Source organism: Microbacterium sp. NRRL B-14842 (genome assembly GCF_050470785.1).
Genome location: NZ_JBFLUM010000026.1, coordinates 1 through 15,506, shown reverse-complemented (window position 1 = coordinate 15,506; position 15,506 = coordinate 1). Strand labels below are relative to the sequence as shown.

14 protein-coding genes and 6 pseudogenes are annotated in these 15,506 nt (G+C 68.6%); 19 read left to right on the top strand and 1 reads right to left on the bottom strand.

The annotated features are described in order from the left end of the window. Positions 1-27: 27 nt before the first annotated feature. The 5 genes and pseudogenes from rpmJ (at position 28) to rplQ (ending at position 2,856) form a co-directional block, all read left to right on the top strand. The gene (gene rpmJ, locus AB1285_RS19425; RefSeq protein ID WP_005050492.1) at positions 28-144 is read left to right on the top strand and encodes a 50S ribosomal protein L36; all 117 of its coding nucleotides are present in this window, start codon (positions 28-30) and stop codon (positions 142-144) included. Between the two features lie 193 nt (positions 145-337). Beyond that, positions 338-703: pseudogene (gene rpsM / locus AB1285_RS19420) on the top strand (30S ribosomal protein S13); the annotation flags it as partial. A gap of 35 nt (positions 704-738) precedes the next feature. Next, positions 739-1,134, top strand: a pseudogene (gene rpsK / locus AB1285_RS19415) (30S ribosomal protein S11). 128 nt (positions 1,135-1,262) lie between these two features. Further along, positions 1,263-2,251, top strand: a pseudogene (locus tag AB1285_RS19410) (DNA-directed RNA polymerase subunit alpha). Between the two features lie 33 nt (positions 2,252-2,284). After that, positions 2,285-2,856: pseudogene (gene rplQ / locus AB1285_RS19405) on the top strand (50S ribosomal protein L17). 440 nt (positions 2,857-3,296) lie between these two features. Here rplQ and AB1285_RS19400 read toward each other — a convergent pair. Further along, positions 3,297-4,115 (bottom strand): PAS domain-containing protein, encoded by an 819-nt coding sequence (locus AB1285_RS19400; protein WP_429977685.1) that lies wholly within the window; start codon positions 4,113-4,115, stop codon positions 3,297-3,299. Between the two features lie 171 nt (positions 4,116-4,286). Here AB1285_RS19400 and AB1285_RS19395 point away from each other — a divergent pair, with 171 nt between their 5' ends. The 14 genes and pseudogenes from AB1285_RS19395 to AB1285_RS19330 form a co-directional block, all read left to right on the top strand. After that, a complete protein-coding gene (locus AB1285_RS19395) occupies positions 4,287-5,099 on the top strand; it encodes a Bug family tripartite tricarboxylate transporter substrate binding protein (RefSeq protein WP_429977684.1) in 813 nt (270 codons plus the stop codon). Continuing rightward, on the top strand, positions 5,075-5,863 hold the full coding sequence (locus AB1285_RS19390; RefSeq protein WP_429977683.1) for a tripartite tricarboxylate transporter TctB family protein: 789 nt from the start codon (positions 5,075-5,077) through the stop codon (positions 5,861-5,863). The genes AB1285_RS19395 and AB1285_RS19390 overlap by 25 nt, the downstream gene beginning before the upstream one ends. Then, entirely contained in the window at positions 5,863-7,410 is a 1,548-nt protein-coding gene (locus AB1285_RS19385; protein WP_370429054.1) for a tripartite tricarboxylate transporter permease, read from the top strand. The genes AB1285_RS19390 and AB1285_RS19385 overlap by 1 nt, the downstream gene beginning before the upstream one ends. A 47-nt stretch (positions 7,411-7,457) precedes the next feature. Further along, on the top strand, positions 7,458-8,255 hold the full coding sequence (locus tag AB1285_RS19380) for a sulfite exporter TauE/SafE family protein (protein ID WP_370429053.1): 798 nt from the start codon (positions 7,458-7,460) through the stop codon (positions 8,253-8,255). Positions 8,256-8,444: 189 nt separating this feature from the next. After that, the gene (locus AB1285_RS19375; RefSeq protein ID WP_280564626.1) at positions 8,445-9,449 is read left to right on the top strand and encodes an SIS domain-containing protein; all 1,005 of its coding nucleotides are present in this window, start codon (positions 8,445-8,447) and stop codon (positions 9,447-9,449) included. A gap of 19 nt (positions 9,450-9,468) precedes the next feature. After that, positions 9,469-10,752, top strand: a complete 1,284-nt coding sequence (locus AB1285_RS19370) for an ABC transporter substrate-binding protein (RefSeq protein WP_370429052.1) — start codon at positions 9,469-9,471, stop codon at positions 10,750-10,752. Positions 10,753-10,816: 64 nt separating this feature from the next. Further along, the gene (locus tag AB1285_RS19365; RefSeq protein ID WP_187662233.1) at positions 10,817-11,698 is read left to right on the top strand and encodes a carbohydrate ABC transporter permease; all 882 of its coding nucleotides are present in this window, start codon (positions 10,817-10,819) and stop codon (positions 11,696-11,698) included. A 99-nt stretch (positions 11,699-11,797) separates the two neighbouring features. Then, on the top strand, positions 11,798-12,667 hold the full coding sequence (locus tag AB1285_RS19360) for a carbohydrate ABC transporter permease (protein ID WP_429977686.1): 870 nt from the start codon (positions 11,798-11,800) through the stop codon (positions 12,665-12,667). Next, entirely contained in the window at positions 12,613-13,593 is a 981-nt protein-coding gene (locus AB1285_RS19355; protein ID WP_429977682.1) for a PfkB family carbohydrate kinase, read from the top strand. The genes AB1285_RS19360 and AB1285_RS19355 overlap by 55 nt, the downstream gene beginning before the upstream one ends. Continuing rightward, positions 13,562-13,636, top strand: a pseudogene (locus tag AB1285_RS19350) (GntR family transcriptional regulator); the annotation flags it as partial. The gene AB1285_RS19355 and the pseudogene AB1285_RS19350, both read left to right, overlap by 32 nt. 82 nt (positions 13,637-13,718) lie before the next feature. Next, positions 13,719-14,201: a UTRA domain-containing protein gene (locus AB1285_RS19345; RefSeq protein WP_429977681.1), complete on the top strand. Its 483-nt coding sequence runs from the start codon at positions 13,719-13,721 to the stop codon at positions 14,199-14,201. Positions 14,202-14,292: 91 nt separating this feature from the next. Beyond that, positions 14,293-14,742: pseudogene (locus tag AB1285_RS19340) on the top strand (FAS1-like dehydratase domain-containing protein); the annotation flags it as partial. After that, positions 14,743-15,147 carry a MaoC/PaaZ C-terminal domain-containing protein gene (locus AB1285_RS19335; protein ID WP_062632840.1) on the top strand — a complete coding sequence of 135 codons (405 nt, stop codon included), beginning with the start codon at positions 14,743-14,745 and terminating at the stop codon, positions 15,145-15,147. Further along, positions 15,144-15,506 (top strand): FAD-binding protein (locus AB1285_RS19330; protein ID WP_429977680.1); only part of this gene is annotated, 363 nt, incomplete at its 3' end. The genes AB1285_RS19335 and AB1285_RS19330, both read left to right, overlap by 4 nt.

Sequence of the window (15,506 nt, the reverse complement as noted above, 5' to 3'; positions counted from 1 at the left end):
CGGTGAAGACAGCGAACAGGAAACATCATGAAGGTCAACCCCAGCGTCAAGCCGATCTGCGACCACTGCAAGGTGATCCGCCGCCACGGCCGCGTCATGGTGATCTGCAAGAGCAACCCGCGTCACAAGCAGCGCCAGGGCTGAGCGCCCCCGCTGCGTGAGCGCCGCTCTCGCAATCTCATAACTCAATACGAAACGGCAGGATCAGACGCTTCGATCCTTCGACAGGCTCAGGAACCCAGGTTCCCGCCTGTCGGACGACGCGGAGCTGACACCTCGGGGCGGAGGCCCGGGCACCGATCCTGCTCCACACCTCCACAACACCCAGGAGAACCGCATGGCACGTCTTGCCGGCGTTGACATCCCGCGCGACAAGCGCGTGGTGATCGCCCTTACCTACATCTACGGCGTCGCCGTACCCGCTCGGTTGAGATCCTCAAGGCGACCGACATCGACGAGAGCATCCGCGTGAAGGACCTCAGCGACGACCAGCTCGTCGCCCTCCGCGACTACATCGAAGGCAACTACAAGGTGGAGGGTGACCTGCGCCGCGAGGTCGCCGCAGACATCCGCCGCAAGGTCGAGATCGGCTCCTACGAGGGCATCCGCCACCGTCGTGGTCTCCCGGTCCGCGTCAGCGCACCAAGACCAACGCCCGTACCCGCAAGGGCCCGAAGCGCACGTCGCCGGCAAGAAGAAGGCCGCTAAGCAGCGGCCAGGGACTAGGAGAACACTTTCATGGCTGCACCCAAGGCCGCGCGCGCAAGCCGCGCCGCAAGGAAAAGAAGAACATCGCGCTGGCCAGGCCCACATCAAGTCGACGTTCAACAACACCATCGTTTCGATCACCGACCCGTCCGGCGCCGTCATCGCCTGGGCCTCGTCGGGTGGCGTGGGCTTCAAGGGCTCCCGCAAGTCGACCCCGTACGCCGCCGGCATGGCAGCGGAGTCCGCTGCCCGCCAGGCTGCGAGCACGGCGTGAAGAAGGTCGACGTCCTCGTGAAGGGTCCGGGCTCCGGCCGCGAGACCGCGATCCGCTCGCTGCAGGCCGCCGGCCTCGAGGTGGGTTCGATCCAGGACGTCACCCCGCAGGCGCACAACGGCTGCCGCCCGCCGAAGCGCCGCCGCGTCTGATGCGTGTGCCGAGCCGCTCGTCCTTCGGGTCGAGCGGCTCGGCGCCCCGCGTGGGGCATCGACTTCCAACTCAAGACCTCACCCCACCACATGTCATATAGCGGGCATGTGATCGAAAGGAACACAGAGTGCTTATTGCACAGCGTCCCACACTGACCGAGGAAAAGATCGTCGAGAACCGGAGCCGGTTCATCATCGAGCCTCTGGAGCCCGGCTTCGGCTACACGATCGGCAACGCGCTGCGCCGCAGCCTGCTGTCGTCGATCCCCGGTGCCGCTGTCACCAGCGTCCGCATCGACGGTGTGCTGCACGAGTTCAGCACGATCCCGGCGTGAAGGAGGATGTCACCGAGATCATCCTCAACATCAAGCAGCTGGTCGTCTCCAGCGAGCGCGACGAGCCCATCACCGCGTACCTCCGCAAGACCGGTGCCGGTGAAGTGACCGCCCGCCGACATCTCGGCTCCGGCCGGTGTCGAGGTGCACAACCCCGAGCTCGTCATCGCGACGCTGAACGACACCGCCAAGTTCGAGCTCGAGCTCACCATCGAGCGCGGCCGTGGCTACGTCTCCGCAACGCAGAACCGCAACGAGTACGCCGAGGCCGGTCAGATCCCGATCGACTCGATCTACTCGCCCGTGCTCAAGGTCAGCTACCGCGTCGACGCCACCCGTGCCGGTGAGCGCACCGACTTCGACAAGCTCATCCTCGACGTCGAGACCAAGTCGGCGATCAGCCCGCGCGACGCCGTCGCCTCGGCTGCCAAGACGCTCACCGAGCTGTTCGGTCTCGCCCGCGAGCTGAACGTCGAGGCCGAGGGCATCGAGATCGGCCCGGCGCCGGTGGAGGCTGTGAACTCCAGCGAGCTGTCGATGCCGATCGAGGACCTCGACCTGTCGGTCCGCTCGTACAACTGCCTGAAGCGTGAGGGCATCAACACCGTTTCTGAGCTCGTCGCCCTGTCGGAGACGCAGCTCATGAACATCGCAATTTCGGCCAGAAGTCGGTCGACGAGGTGCGCGACAAGCTCATCTCGCTCGGTCTGTCGCTCAAGGATTCGGTGCCCGGTTTCGACGGCGCCCACTTCTACGGCGGCAGCGAAGACGAGTCCTTCTGATACCCGACCCTTCTGACCAGGAGTTAGACGATTATGCCCAAGCCCACCAAGGGTCCCCGCCTCGGAGGCGGCCCCGCCCACGAGCGCCTGCTGCTTGCCAACCTCGCCGCTGCGCTGTACACCCACAAGTCGATCAAGACGACCGAGACGAAGGCCAAGCGCCTGCGTCCGCTCGCCGAGCGCCTCATCACCTTCGCCAAGCGCGGCGACCTGCACGCCCGCCGTCGCGTGCTGTCGGTCATCGGTGACAAGGAAGTCGTGCACGTCCTGTTCAACGAGATCGCTCCGCTCGTCGCGGACCGCGAGGGTGGCTACACGCGCATCACCAAGGTCGGCAACCGCAAGGGCGACAACGCTCCCATGGCCGTGATCGAGCTCGTCCTCGAGCCCGTCACCCCGAAGGCGAAGTCGACCAAGAAGGCCGCCGCGGCTCCGAAGGACGAGAAGCCCGCCGCCGAGGAGGCTCCCGCCGAGGAGACCGTCGAGGCTCCCGCGGACGAGACCCCTGCCGACGACACGGCTGCCGAGGCGGCGCCGAGTCGCAGGCCGAGGGCGAGGCCGCTGAGGCCGCCGCCGAGGACGCTGTCGAGAAGAAGTCCGAGTAAGGACCTCTCTCCCCACGAAGCCCGCCGCCCCTTCCGGGGTGGCGGGCTTCGTCGTTCATCGAGGGGCGGTGATCCGGTAGCGTGCCCCCGGCCGTCCCTTCGTGGAGTAGTCCAGCGAGCGCACCGCCTGTCCGGTCGCCGCGAGGTGCTCCAGGTAGCGGCGGGCACTGACGCGGGAGATGGCCAGGTCGTCGCCGATCTCGGTCGCCGAGGCGTCGGGCCGGGCCGCGAGGGCCGCAGAGACCCGCTCCAGCGTCTCGCGCTCAGACCCTTCGGGAGGCCGTAGCGCTCCCGGAAGGCGATGATGGCGTCGGCCGCCTCGACCCGGCGAACGACGTCGTGCAGCTCGGTGTGGTCGCGGAGCAGGAGCGTCGCCCCCACATCGGCGGAGCCGTTCCCGGACGCCGTGCTCCGGGCGACGAGCACATGCGAGCCGACGATCACGGGGCGTCCCGCGGCCTCGCCCTCGCGGAGCACCGTGGCGAGCTCGGTGCGAGGACCTCGTCCGCGGCAGCGCCGTCGAGGTCGGCGGCATCGCGACCGAGGAATCGTGCGGCCGCGTCGTTGACCAGGGTGATCCGCCCGGCCCCGTCCACCGTCACGACGCCTTCGCTCAGCCCGTGCAGGGTCGTCTCCTGGTTCTTGACGAGCGCCGCGATCTGGTGCGGCTCGAGACGGTAGATGCGGCGACGGATGAACGACGTCACCCACGCGGCGCCGAAGACCCCGAGCACCGCCGCAGCGAGCATGGCGGAGATGAGTCCCACGAGGTTGCTGGTGAACTCCTCGTTCAGCTCCGACTCCAGGATGCCGACCGAGGCTGTGCCGATCACCGCGCCGTCCTCGTCGCGGATGGGCACCTTCACCCGCCACGACGTCCCGAGCGTGCCGGTCTGCGTGCCCACGAAGATCTCCCCGCCCAGCGGGATCGACGGGTCGGTGGACACCCGCTCCCCGATGCGGTCGGTGTTCGGATGCGAGTATCGGATGCCCTCGTCGTTGGCGACCACCACGTAGGCGAGGTCGGAGGCCTCGCGGATGACCTCGGCGACCGGCTGGATGGCGGCGGCCGGATCCTCGTCGTCGAACGCATCGAGGACGACGGGGAGTGCGGCGACGGACTGGGCGACCGCCTGCATGCGGTCCTTGTAGGCCTCGCGGAGCGCGTTCTCCTGGACGCTCGCGGCGATGCCGGTGCCGAGGGTCACCAGGAACACGATCAGCGCCTGCAGCGCGAGCAGCTGCACGCGGAGCGTCATCTTCGAGCCACGGGTCCATTCTCCCGGCTGGGTTCCCGGGCCGCGAGCCGCCGGCAGAGGTGTTCGCGACCAATAGTTACGGAACGCGACCAATGGTTTCCGAAGGTTGAGCGTGCGCATCTGCGCCTCGACAGTGGACGGATTGCATCCGAACGCTCAAGGAGGAGCGCCATGAATCATGCCCGCACCGGGACTCTCGCCGCGGCCGTCGCCGCGACCGCCCTCGTCCTCACCTCGTGCTCGACGACCGACGGCGGAGCCGCCGGCTCGGACGGCGGCGATGAGGCGGTCGCCATCACCGACGTGAACATCGTCGTCCCCGCCGACCCGGGCGGAGGGTGGGACCAGACGGGCCGGGCCCTGTCGCAGCTGCTCACGCAGGAGGACATCGTCGGCTCGGCGCCCGTCACCAACGTCGGCGGCGCGGGCGGCACGGTCGGCCTCGCACAGCTCGCCAACGAGAAGGACCCGGCCACGCTCATGGTCATGGGCCTCGTGATGGTGGGAGCGGTGGAGACCAACGCCTCCGCCGTGCGCATCGAGGACATGACACCGATCGCCCGGCTCACGGATGAACCGCTCGTCGTGGTCGTGCCCGCCGACTCGGAGTACGACACTCTGGAAGACCTCGTCGAGGATGTCGTGGACAAGGGCCAGGAGGTCACGATCACCGGCGGTTCCGCGGGAGGAGCCGATCACATCCTCGCCGGGCTGCTGCTCGAGGAGGCAGGGCTCGACGGCGCGGAGATCGCCGAGAAGCTGAACTACACGCCCAACTCGGGCGGCGGCGAGGCGACGTCGCTGATCCTCGGCGGCAAGGTCTCGGCGGGCATCTCCGGTGTCGGCGAGTTCCTGCAGCACATCGAGGCCGGGACCATGAAGGCCCTCGCCGTCTCGTCGGAGGAGCCGGTCACACAGCTGCCGACGTCGACACGATCACCGACTCCGGATACGACGTCGTGCTCACCAACTGGCGCGGTGTGATCGCCCCGGGCGGGATCAGCGACGCCGAGCGCGCGGAGCTCGAGCGCCTCGTCACCGAGCTGGAGGCGTCCGACGCGTGGAAGGACGAGCTGGAGACGCGGGGGTGGGCGGACGCGTTCCTCACGGGCGCGGAGTTCGACGAGTTCCTGGACGGCAACATCGCCGAGGTCACACGACGCTGCAGAACATCGGGCTGGTCGGCTGAGATGACGACCGGGTCTTCCGGACCCGGCGAGGAGGTGCGGACCGACGCCCGTCGGTCCGCACGCCTCGTCGCGTCCCTCCCGCGGGGGAGCTCGTCTTCGCCCTGCTCATGGTGGCCCTCGGCGTGTTCGCGTTCGCCGGGTCTTCACCATCCATGTGCCCGCAGGCGGCCAGGTGGGGCCCACGGTCTTCCGCTGTTCGTCTCCGTGCTGCTGCTCGGTTCGTCGCTCGCCGTCGTCGTGAGCATCTTCCGCGGACACCGCGGTGTGCCGGAGGACGGAGAGGACGTCGATCAGAGCCTCCCGACCGACTGGCTGACGCTCGTGAAGATCGTGGCGCTGGTGGTCGCGCACCTGCTCCTCATCGAACCGCTCGGCTGGGCACCCGCCGCGGCCCTGCTGTTCGGCGGCGTCGCCTGGGCGCTCGGCGCGCGGCGCTGGTGGATGGCGCTCCTCATCGGCGCGATCATCGCGCTGGTCGTGCAGGTCGTGTTCGGCGGTCTGCTCGGGCTGTCGCTCCCGTGGGGACCGGCGCTCGGCTGGCTGGGAAGGATGTTCTGATGGACAGCTGGAGTCTGCTCCTCGAGGGGTTCGCGACCGCGCTGCAGCCCCAATACCTCGTCTTCGCCTTCTTCGGCGTGCTGATCGGCACCGCCGTGGGCGTCCTCCCGGGCATCGGGCCGGCGATGACCGTCGCCCTGCTCCTGCCGCTCACCTACACGCTGGAACCGGCCGCCGCCCTGATCACCTTCGCCGGGATCTACTACGGCGGAATGTACGGCGGGTCGACCACGAGCATCCTCCTGAACACGCCGGGGGAGTCGTCGTCGATCGTGACGGCGATCGAGGGCAACAAGATGGCCAAGCTCGGTCGCGGTGCGGCAGCCCTCGCCACCGCCGCGCTCGGGTCGTTCGTCGCGGGCACCCTGGCGACCGTCGGCCTGACGCTGCTCGCCCCGGTACTCGCGCAGTTCGCCGTGAACCTCGGGCCGGCCGACTACGTGGCTCTCATCGTCGTGGCCTTCGTGACGGTCGGCGCGCTCATGGGCTCCTCCGTCTCGCGGGGCCTGCTGTCTCTCGGCGTCGGCCTGTTCCTCGGCCTCGTCGGCACCGACTGGCTCTCGGGGCAGCAGCGGTACACCCTCGGCCTGCTTTCGCTGGCCGACGGCATCGACGTGGTGCTCGTGGCGGTCGGGCTCTTCGCCGTCGGCGAGACGCTCTACGTCGCGGCCCGGCTGCGTCACGGCACGATCGACGTGATCCCCGTCTCCCGTGGGTGGCGCAGCTGGATGACGAAGGACGACTGGCGTCGGTCGTGGAAGCCCTGGCTCCGCGGCACCGCCATCGGCTTCCCGATCGGCACGATCCCGGCCGGCGGGGCCGACGTGGCGACCTTCCTGTCCTACGCCGCCGAGCGCAAGCTCTCGCGCCGTAAGGACGAGTTCGGCCGCGGGGCCATCGAGGGTGTCGCGGGCCCGGAGTCGGCGAACAACGCGGCCGCCGCGGGCGTGCTCGTGCCGCTGCTGACGCTGGGCCTGCCGACGACGGCGACGGCGGCGATCATCCTCACCGCGTTCCAGACCTACGGCCTGCAGCCCGGGCCGCAGCTGTTCACCGGACAGGCGGACCTCGTCTGGGCGCTGGTGGCGAGCCTCTACATCGGCAACGTGATCCTGCTCGTGCTGAATCTGCCCCTGGTGGGCATGTGGGTGAAGCTCCTGCAGATCCCGCGGCCGTACCTGTACGCCGGCATCCTCCTGTTCGCCGCCTTCGGGGCGTACGCGCTGAACTTCGCGGTCGTCGACATCCTCATCCTGCTCATCATCGGCGTCCTGGGCTACTTCCTGCGGCGGTACGGATTCCCGGTGGCGCCGCTGGTGGTGGGCATGATCCTGGGGCCGATGGGGGAGGAGCAGCTCCGTCGTGCGCTGCAGCTCAGCCAGGGCGACCTGACGACGCTCATCGCGCAGCCGTTCTCCGCGGTCGCCTACGTCATCCTCGCGCTGCTCATCGCCGGCGGGCTGTGGCTGCGGCGCCGGCAGCGACGCTACGAGCAGGCGCTCACGGAGTCCATCGCGGTGCCCGTCACAGCGGACTCGGAGGTCTGACCCGGCACGATTCGAGCGGGGGAGAGGCCGGGAGTAGGCTGATCCGTGTGAACGATGCGACGGTCCTGGAACGCGGGCCTCGCGCCTACGCGGCATTCATCGGCATCGGCCTCCTCGCCGGCCTCCTCTCCGGTCTCTTCGGCGTCGGCGGCGGCACGGTCATCGTCCCGCTGCTGGTGCTCCTGCTCGCGTTCGACCAGCGGCTGGCAGCCGGAACCTCGCTGGCGGCGATCGTCCCGACGGCGACCGTCGGCGTCATCTCCTACGCCGCATCGGGCTCCGTCGCCTGGATCCCGGCGCTGATCCTCGCCGCCGGGGCCGTGGTCGGCGCGCAGATCGGCACCCGCCTGCTCCCGCGGATCTCGCAGACCGCCCTCCGCTGGGGCTTCGTCGGCTTCCTCGTCGTCGTGATCGTGAGCCTCTTCCTCGTGATCCCGTCGCGCGACGCCGTCTTCGAGCTCACCTGGCTGACCGGGATCGCCCTGGTGGTCGTCGGAATCGGCACCGGCGTCCTGGCCGGCCTCATCGGCGTCGGCGGCGGCGTCATCGTCGTCCCGGTGCTCATGCTCGCGTTCGGGACGAGCGACCTCGTCGCGAAGGGCACCTCGCTGCTCATGATGATCCCGACGGCTCTCTCCGGCACAGTCGGCAACCTCCGCAACCGCAACGTCGACCTCCTGGCCGCACTTCTCATCGGCGTCTCGGCGTGCACCACCACGGCCCTCGGCGCGTGGCTGGCGACCATCGTCGACCCGACCGTCGGGAACCTCCTCTTCGCCGCGTATCTCATGGTGATCGCCGTGCAGATGGCCCTCAAGGCCATCCGCGGCCGCCGGCGCGGCTGATCCCGCGGCGCCGGACACCCGGTGTGCGCCGCCGGAAGAAGCGCGCGAGGCCCGCTCTTTCGGTGACTCCGGCGAACGATTTTCGCCGTACCTCTTTACAGGCGTCTTCGTGCTCGCTATCGTCAGTCATCACATGACGTTATATAACGAGTCATGATGTTTGATCGAAGGTCATCAGAAGGGACCATCTTGTCTGCCACCGCTCTGTTCGTCGACTCCGCCGCTATCGAGAACCAGCTCGCTGCGGCCCGCCAGGCGATCGCGACCCGGGACACCATCTCGCGCGTCGTGCTCACCGCCTGCGGCGGCTCCTTTGCCGTCATGCAGCCCATCGAGTACCTGTTCGGCACCAAGGCGGTGTCGCTCGAGGCGACCGCGCTCAATGCGGCCGAGTTCACCAGCCGCGCCTCGTCGCGCGTCGACGCCGACACCCTCGTCCTGCTCTGCTCGCACTCCGGAACCACGCCGGAGACGGTGGCCGCGGCGAAGCACGCACGCGAGCGCGGTGCGCTCACGGTCGCCTTCACGTTCGACCCGACGTCGCCGCTCGCCGAGGCATCGGAGCACGTGGTGGCGTATCAGCACGGCGAGGGGAAGAGCGAGGCCCACGTCGGTCCCGCGCTGCTGCTGCGCCTGGCGGCCGGCATTCTGGACGACCGCGAACAGGCCGGCATCGCCGGCGCAGTCGACGAGGCCGTCGCCCAGCTGCCGGCCCTCGTGCCGGCAGCGCGCGAAGCGCACTCCGCTGCCGCCGATGCCTGGGGGTACCGCCACCGTCGCGCGCCCCTGATCTACACGATGGCGGCAGGCTCCAACTACGGCTCCGCCTACTCGTTCGCCATCTGCCTGCTGCAGGAGATGCAGTGGGTGCACTCCGCCGCCATCCATGCCGGCGAGTACTTCCACGGCCCCTTCGAGATCACCGAGGAGGACGTGCCGTTCATCGCCCTCCTCGGACTCGACGAGACGCGGGCCGTCGAGCAGCGAGCGGTGGACTTCGTCACGAAGCACTCGGATCGGGTGCTCGTCCTCGACGCCCAGGAGTTCGGCCTGGACGTCGTCGCTCCGGAGGTGCGCGGCGTCTTCGCCCACCTCCTCTTCAACGTCGTGCTCCGCGCGTACGCGGATGCACTCGCCGACCACCGAGGACACCCCCTCAGCGTGCGCCGCTACATGTGGCGCATGGAGTACTAGGAACGAAAGGATCGCAACGATGCGAACATCAGCCCGGATCGGCCTGGCGGCTGCGGCCGCCGCAGCCCTCGTCCTACCCCTGGCCTCGTGCGCCGGAGGCGAGAGCGAGGCGTCGGACGGCCAGGTGGAGATCAGCTTCTTCCACCGCTGGCCCAACGAGCCGAAGAACTCGTACTACAACGACATGGTGGCGGAGTTCGAGAAGGAGAACCCCGACATCAAGGTCTCCGTCGAGAGCGTGCTCAACGACGCCTACAAGGACAAGGTGAAGGTCGTCGCGGGCTCCGCCAATGCTCCTGACGTCCTGTTCACCTGGAGCGGTTCGTTCGTGGACGAGCTCGTCTCCAATGACGCTCTGCTCGACCTCGGGCCGTGGCTCGAGGAGGACGCGGACTTCCGGGACAGCTTCTACCCGAGTCAGCTGGAGGCCTTCGAGGTCGACGGCACCTCCTACGGCCTGCCGGTGGGGATGCAGTCGAAGCTGTTCTTCTACAACAGGGACGTCTTCGAGGAGCTGGGACTCGAGGCGCCGGCGACGTGGGACGAGTTTATCGACGTCCTGGAGACGATCCAGGACGCCGGTATGACCCCGATCGAGTACGGTGCGCAGGAGCAGTGGACGATCGCGCACTACGTCGGCACGCTGAATCAGCGTGTCGTCGATCCGGAGGTGTTCGCAGCGGATCAGGATCCGGCGACCGGCGAGTTCACGGACGAGGGATATGTCCGGGCACTGGAGCGCTTCCAGGAACTCGCCGAGTACATGAACGACGACCTCACGGCCGTCGGGCATGAGATCGCGCGCAACGCCTGGATCGCGGGGGAGGCGCCGATCATGTACATGCAGAGCGCCGAGGTGGGGTACTTCGGCGACGCGCAGTTCGAGTACGGCACGTTCAACTTCCCCGCCGTCACGGGTGGCAAGGGTGATCCGGCGGAACTGACCGGAGCGCCGGAGGGCTTCGCGATCTCGAAGACCACGGAGCATCCCGAGGAGGCCCAGCGGTTCCTCGAGTTCCTGCTCAGCAAGCAGAGCGGTATCGCCTACGCGGAACGAGCGGGCGAGCTGAGCCCGGTCAAGGGGGCCGTGGAAGAGGCGGATGTGCCCGAGATCTCACGGGAGCTCGCCCAGGGGATCGTCGGCGCCTCGGCGATGACGACCTGGCTCGACAACGCCTACGATCCGCAGATCGTGCAGGCGTATCTGTCCGAGACCCAGCTGATGCTCAGCGGCCAGCAGACCCCCGAGGGGGTCATGGCCGCCGTGCAGGAAGCGGCGAAGCGCGTGCGCGACGCCTCCTGATCCGCACCGGGGCTGCCGGCACCCGTGGCCGGCAGCCCCTCCCACCTTCGGAAGAGACACCGTGATGAGAACACGCTCCCGAGCCTGGTCGAACCTGCTCTACGTGCTTCCCGCGATCATCCTGATCGGGGTGTTCGTGTACTACCCGCTGGTCGCCAATGCGGCCTTCGGCTTCTTCTCCTTCAGCGCCGGCAGCGGGGAGATGCGCTTCGTCGGCCTCGACAACTTCGCGCGGCTCTTCGGCGATCCGATCATCGCGACGGCCCTGGGCAACAACATCCTGTACGCGGTCGTCTCGATCGTCTGCCAGGTGGGTGGCTCCCTCGTGATCGCCGCCTGGCTGACCCGGCTGCTCGGACCGCGCATGGGCGCGTTCCTGCGCAGCGTGTACTTCCTTCCCGCCGTGATCTCGATGACCGTGATCGCGCTGCTGTTCACGTTCGTGTACAACGCCCGCGGCGGACTCCTCAACGCTCTGCTGGAGGCGATCGGACTCGGCAGCCTGCAGACGGCGTGGCTGGCTGATGTCGACACGGCGATGGGAGCGGTCATCGGCGTCTCCCAGTGGCAGAGCATCGGCTACGTCTGCATGCTCTACGTCGTCGCACTGCAGCAGATCCCGGAGGAATACTACGAAGCCGCGTCGCTGGACGGCGCCGGACGGGTTCGCCAGTTCTTCAGCATCACCGTCCCGCAGGCCAAGGAGATGATCTTCGTCGCGATGATCCTCACCGTCTCCGGCGCTTTCACGGTGTTCAACGAGCCTTACATCCTGACCAAGGGCGGTCCGGGAAACACCACCCAGGTCCTCGCGACCTATATGTACAACCAGGGTTTCTTCCAGAACGAGATGGGCTACGCCTCAGCCATCGCGAGCCTGATCTTCGTGATCACCCTCGTGCTGTCCGTCGTGCAGATGGTCTCGTTCCGAAGCGGGAGGCAATGACATGAGCAGTACCCGGCTTCGTCCAGCGGAACGTGTCCGCCGTGCCCCGGTCCAGGTGATCCTGGCCGTCTACGCCGTCGTGATCGCCTACCCCCTGCTCTGGATGGTGATCTCCTCTTTCAAATCCTCGTCCGAGATCTTCGCGATCCGTGGGGCCTGCCGTCGGTCTGGCTCGTCCAGAACTACGCCGCCGCCTGGGACCGCGGGATCTCCGACTACTTCGTCAACTCCGTCATCGTCACGATCATCTCCACCGTCGCGACCGTCGCGATCGCGGCCCTGTGCGCCTACGGCATGGTGAGGCTGTCGAGCCGGGTCGCGAACATCGTGCTGATCGTGGCGATGGGCGGGCTGGTGGTGGCGCCCCAGGTGAGCCTCATCCCGCTCTACCGGCTTCTCGACACGATGGGGCTGCTGAACACGTACTGGGCGATGATCCTCCCTTACGTGGCCTTCCGTCTGCCCATGGCGATCCTGCTGATCCGTTCGGTGTTCCTCGGCATCCCCCGTGAGCTCGAGGACGCGGCGACCATCGACGGCTGCCGCTCGTTCGGAGTCTTCCGGCACGTCTACCTGCCGTTGAGCGCGTCCGTGCTGACGACCGCTGCCGTCCTCACCGGTTACTTCGCCTGGAACGAGTTCCTGTTCGCGATCGTCTACATCGACGCCGATGCGCTGCGCACCATCCCCGCGGGACTGATGTCGTTCCGCGACTCGCTCTCCACCGAGTGGGGTGTGCTCCTGGCAGGATTGACCATCGCGGCCCTGCCATCGTGTCGTGTTCCTCGCGCTGCAGCGGTACTTCGTCGCCGGAGTCGCGGCGGGGAGTGTGAAGGGATGACGATGGATACGGGTCAGCTCAGGGACGCACTCGCCGCGGTGCCGCCCCCCTCGCTCGTCGGCGTCGGGACAACGTGCTCGACTGCTATCTGCATGAGGACCTGGCCTATCCCGGGGGTAACGCACTGAACGTCGCCGCGTACAGCAGGCTCTTCTTCGGCGGCACCGCCGGATTCGTCGGGATCATGGGGGACGACCGCTTCGCAGAACACGTGCGGGGCGTCCTCGACGAGATCGGAGTGGACGGCGCCCGCGTCAGACGCGTGCGCGGCGCGAACGGCATGGCTTTCGTCGCGCTGGACGAGGACGGCGACCGGCGCTTCGTCGCCTCGAATCGCGGGGGAGTCCAGGCCGAGCTGAGGCTGCGGCTGAGCGAGGCCGATCATGAATACCTCTCCGGCTTCGACCGGGTGCACACCTCGGTCTATTCGTCGTTGGAGCCGGAGCTCCCGGCCATCGCGGAACGGGGGAGCCGCGTGTCGTACGACTATTCCGACGACGCGTCGCCGGACGTGATCCGGGCGACCGCTCCGCACGTCGACGTGGGGTTCTTCTCGGGAGGGGACCGCAGCGATTCCGAGATCGACGACCTCGGCCGCTTCGCCGTGGCCTGCGGCATGGGATCGGCCGTGGTGACGCGGGGTGCCCGCGGCTCCGTGGGCTTCGACGCCACTTCCGTGCGGCGCACCGGTATCCGGGAGGTCGACGCCGTCGATGCGCTCGGGGCCGGGGACGCCTTCCTCACCGGGTTCCTCGCGGCACGGGCGGGTGGGGCCGATCTCGCCGGATGCCTCGATGTGGCCGCCGTCAGCGAGCGCTCGCCTGCACGTTGCGCGGGGCGTTCGGATACCCTGTGCATGCGGGGGACGACGCACGCGCGCAGATGCTGCGGCGATACCCGGCGACGTAGAGGAGGGCTCCGACGTGACTCAGCTGTCGTCCGCCGTCGGCTCGACCCCGCTGCACGAGCAGGTGCGAAGCCTGCTGATGCGGGAGATCGACGCCGGGACCTATGCCGAAGGCGAACGGCTTCCGTCCGAACCCGAGTTGTGTGAGCGCTTCGGCGTCAGCCGCATCACCGTGCGGCGGGCGGTGGCCGATCTGGAAGGACTCGGCATCGTGCGCCGACAGCAGGGCCGCGGGACCTTCGTCGCTCCGCGACGCGAGGGTGATCGGTGCCATGACCCTGGGTGGCTTCGCAGACACCGTGGTGGCGGACGGGGTCAAATCCCGACGGATCATGCGCGCCGAGACGACCCCCGCCGACGAGAAGCGCGCCCGGCGCCATCGGCGTCCCGGTCGGCGACCCGGTCTTCCGGTTGGTACGCGTCTTCGCTCTCGACGGCATCCCCCTCTCCATCGACGACAGCGGTATTCACTGACGCGCTTCCCTGATTTCGACCGGCACATCGACCACGACACCTCCACATATCAGGTGCTTCGCGACGTGTACGGCGTGGAGTTCTCGGAGATGTACCGGGAGATCGACGTCGGCTTCACCACCGCCCAGACCGCGGAGTGGCTGGCCCGCCCGGAGCACGATCCGCTCATCGTCGTCCGCAAGCGCGCGCTGGACCGGGCCGGCGAGGTCGTTCACACCTCACGGGTGAAGGTCGTTCCGAGTCGGATGACGTTGAACATGGTGGTCCGCTCCCAGGGGTGAGGCCCGCCGGTCCCCGCGATGTGGCATATCATCCGGGTTTCGGACGGCCCGCGCACGGCGGGCCGTCGGCGGGCCTCGGTAGGATCGACGGGTGGCAGTGAACCAAGAACTCGTCGGCCGGGAGTTCCCGCCGACCGCCCCCTACCTCGTCGGGCGGGAGAAGGTGCGCGAGTTCGCGCGCGCCGTCTTCGCCGACGCCCCCCAGCACACCGACGTCGAGGCCGCCCGTACAGCCGGCTTCGCCGACGTCGTCGCGCCGCCGACCTTCGCGATGGTCCTGCAGGACCTCACGCTCCAGCAGCTGCTGGCCGAGCCGGACTCCGGCATCGTGCTGGCGCGCACGATCCACGCGGAGCAGCGATTCCGCTACACCAGGCCGATCGTCGCGGGAGACGAGCTGACGGCGCAGCTGCGCGTCACCGGCATCCGCATGATGGGCGGGAACGCCATGATCACGAGCGAGGCCGAGATCACCGACGAAGCGGGCGCGCACGTGGTGACCGCCACAGCGTCCTGCTCGTCGGCGCGAGGAGGAGACCGCATGAGCGCGTTCACCGTGGGAGACGTGCTCGCCGAGCGCACCGTGCACCTGACGAGGGAGTCGCTCGTCCGCTACGCCGGAGCCTCCGGCGACTTCAACCCGATCCACTACCGCGACGACGTCGCCGCCGCGGTGGGCCTTCCCGGCGTGCTCGCGCACGGCATGCTGACCATGGGCATCGCCTCGTCGGTGGTCGTGGCCGCGCTCGACCCGCAGACCCGGATCCTCGATTACGGCGTGCGCTTCACGAAGCCGGTGGTGGTCGACCCCGAGACCGGCGCCGATGTGCACGTCGTCGCGACGGTCGGCGCCGTGGACGAGGAGTCCGCGCGCATCGACCTCAAGGTCACGACCGGCGACACCACCGTGCTCGTCAAGGCGCAGCTGCGCGTCGCCGTCCGATGAGCGAGGTCGAGCCGATCCGCCTGGCCGAGCTCACCACGCTCCGCACCGGCGCTGCGCCTGCGCACATGCGCGAGGCGACGACGACGGCGGAGCTCGTCTCGGTCCTCCGCGAGACCTGGGCGGAGGGCGACCCCTGGCTGGTGCTCGGAGGGGGCTCGAACCTCTTCGTCGGCGACGAGCCGTTCGAGGGCACCGTCATCCGCATCCGGACCCGGGGCGTCGAGGAGCTCCCGTCGCCGCATCCCGGTCGCGTCCGTCTGCGTGTGCAGGCCGGACACAGCTGGGACGACCTGGTGTCGTACGCGGTCGAGCGCGGGTACGCCGGGCTGGAGGCGATGAGCGGCATCCCCGGCACGGTC

Excerpts from the sequence above, each read along its gene's own strand:
- rpmJ (WP_005050492.1), top strand. The coding sequence starts at position 28 with ATGAAGGTCAACCCCAGCGTCAAGCCGATCTGCGACCACTGCAAGGTG.
- AB1285_RS19400 (WP_429977685.1), bottom strand. The coding sequence starts at position 4,115 with ATGACGCTCCGCGTGCAGCTGCTCGCGCTGCAGGCGCTGATCGTGTTC.
- AB1285_RS19395 (WP_429977684.1), top strand. The coding sequence starts at position 4,287 with ATGAATCATGCCCGCACCGGGACTCTCGCCGCGGCCGTCGCCGCGACC.
- AB1285_RS19385 (WP_370429054.1), top strand. The coding sequence starts at position 5,863 with ATGGACAGCTGGAGTCTGCTCCTCGAGGGGTTCGCGACCGCGCTGCAG.
- AB1285_RS19370 (WP_370429052.1), top strand. The coding sequence starts at position 9,469 with ATGCGAACATCAGCCCGGATCGGCCTGGCGGCTGCGGCCGCCGCAGCC.
- AB1285_RS19365 (WP_187662233.1), top strand. The coding sequence starts at position 10,817 with ATGAGAACACGCTCCCGAGCCTGGTCGAACCTGCTCTACGTGCTTCCC.
- AB1285_RS19345 (WP_429977681.1), top strand. The coding sequence starts at position 13,719 with ATGACCCTGGGTGGCTTCGCAGACACCGTGGTGGCGGACGGGGTCAAA.
- AB1285_RS19335 (WP_062632840.1), top strand. The coding sequence starts at position 14,743 with ATGAGCGCGTTCACCGTGGGAGACGTGCTCGCCGAGCGCACCGTGCAC.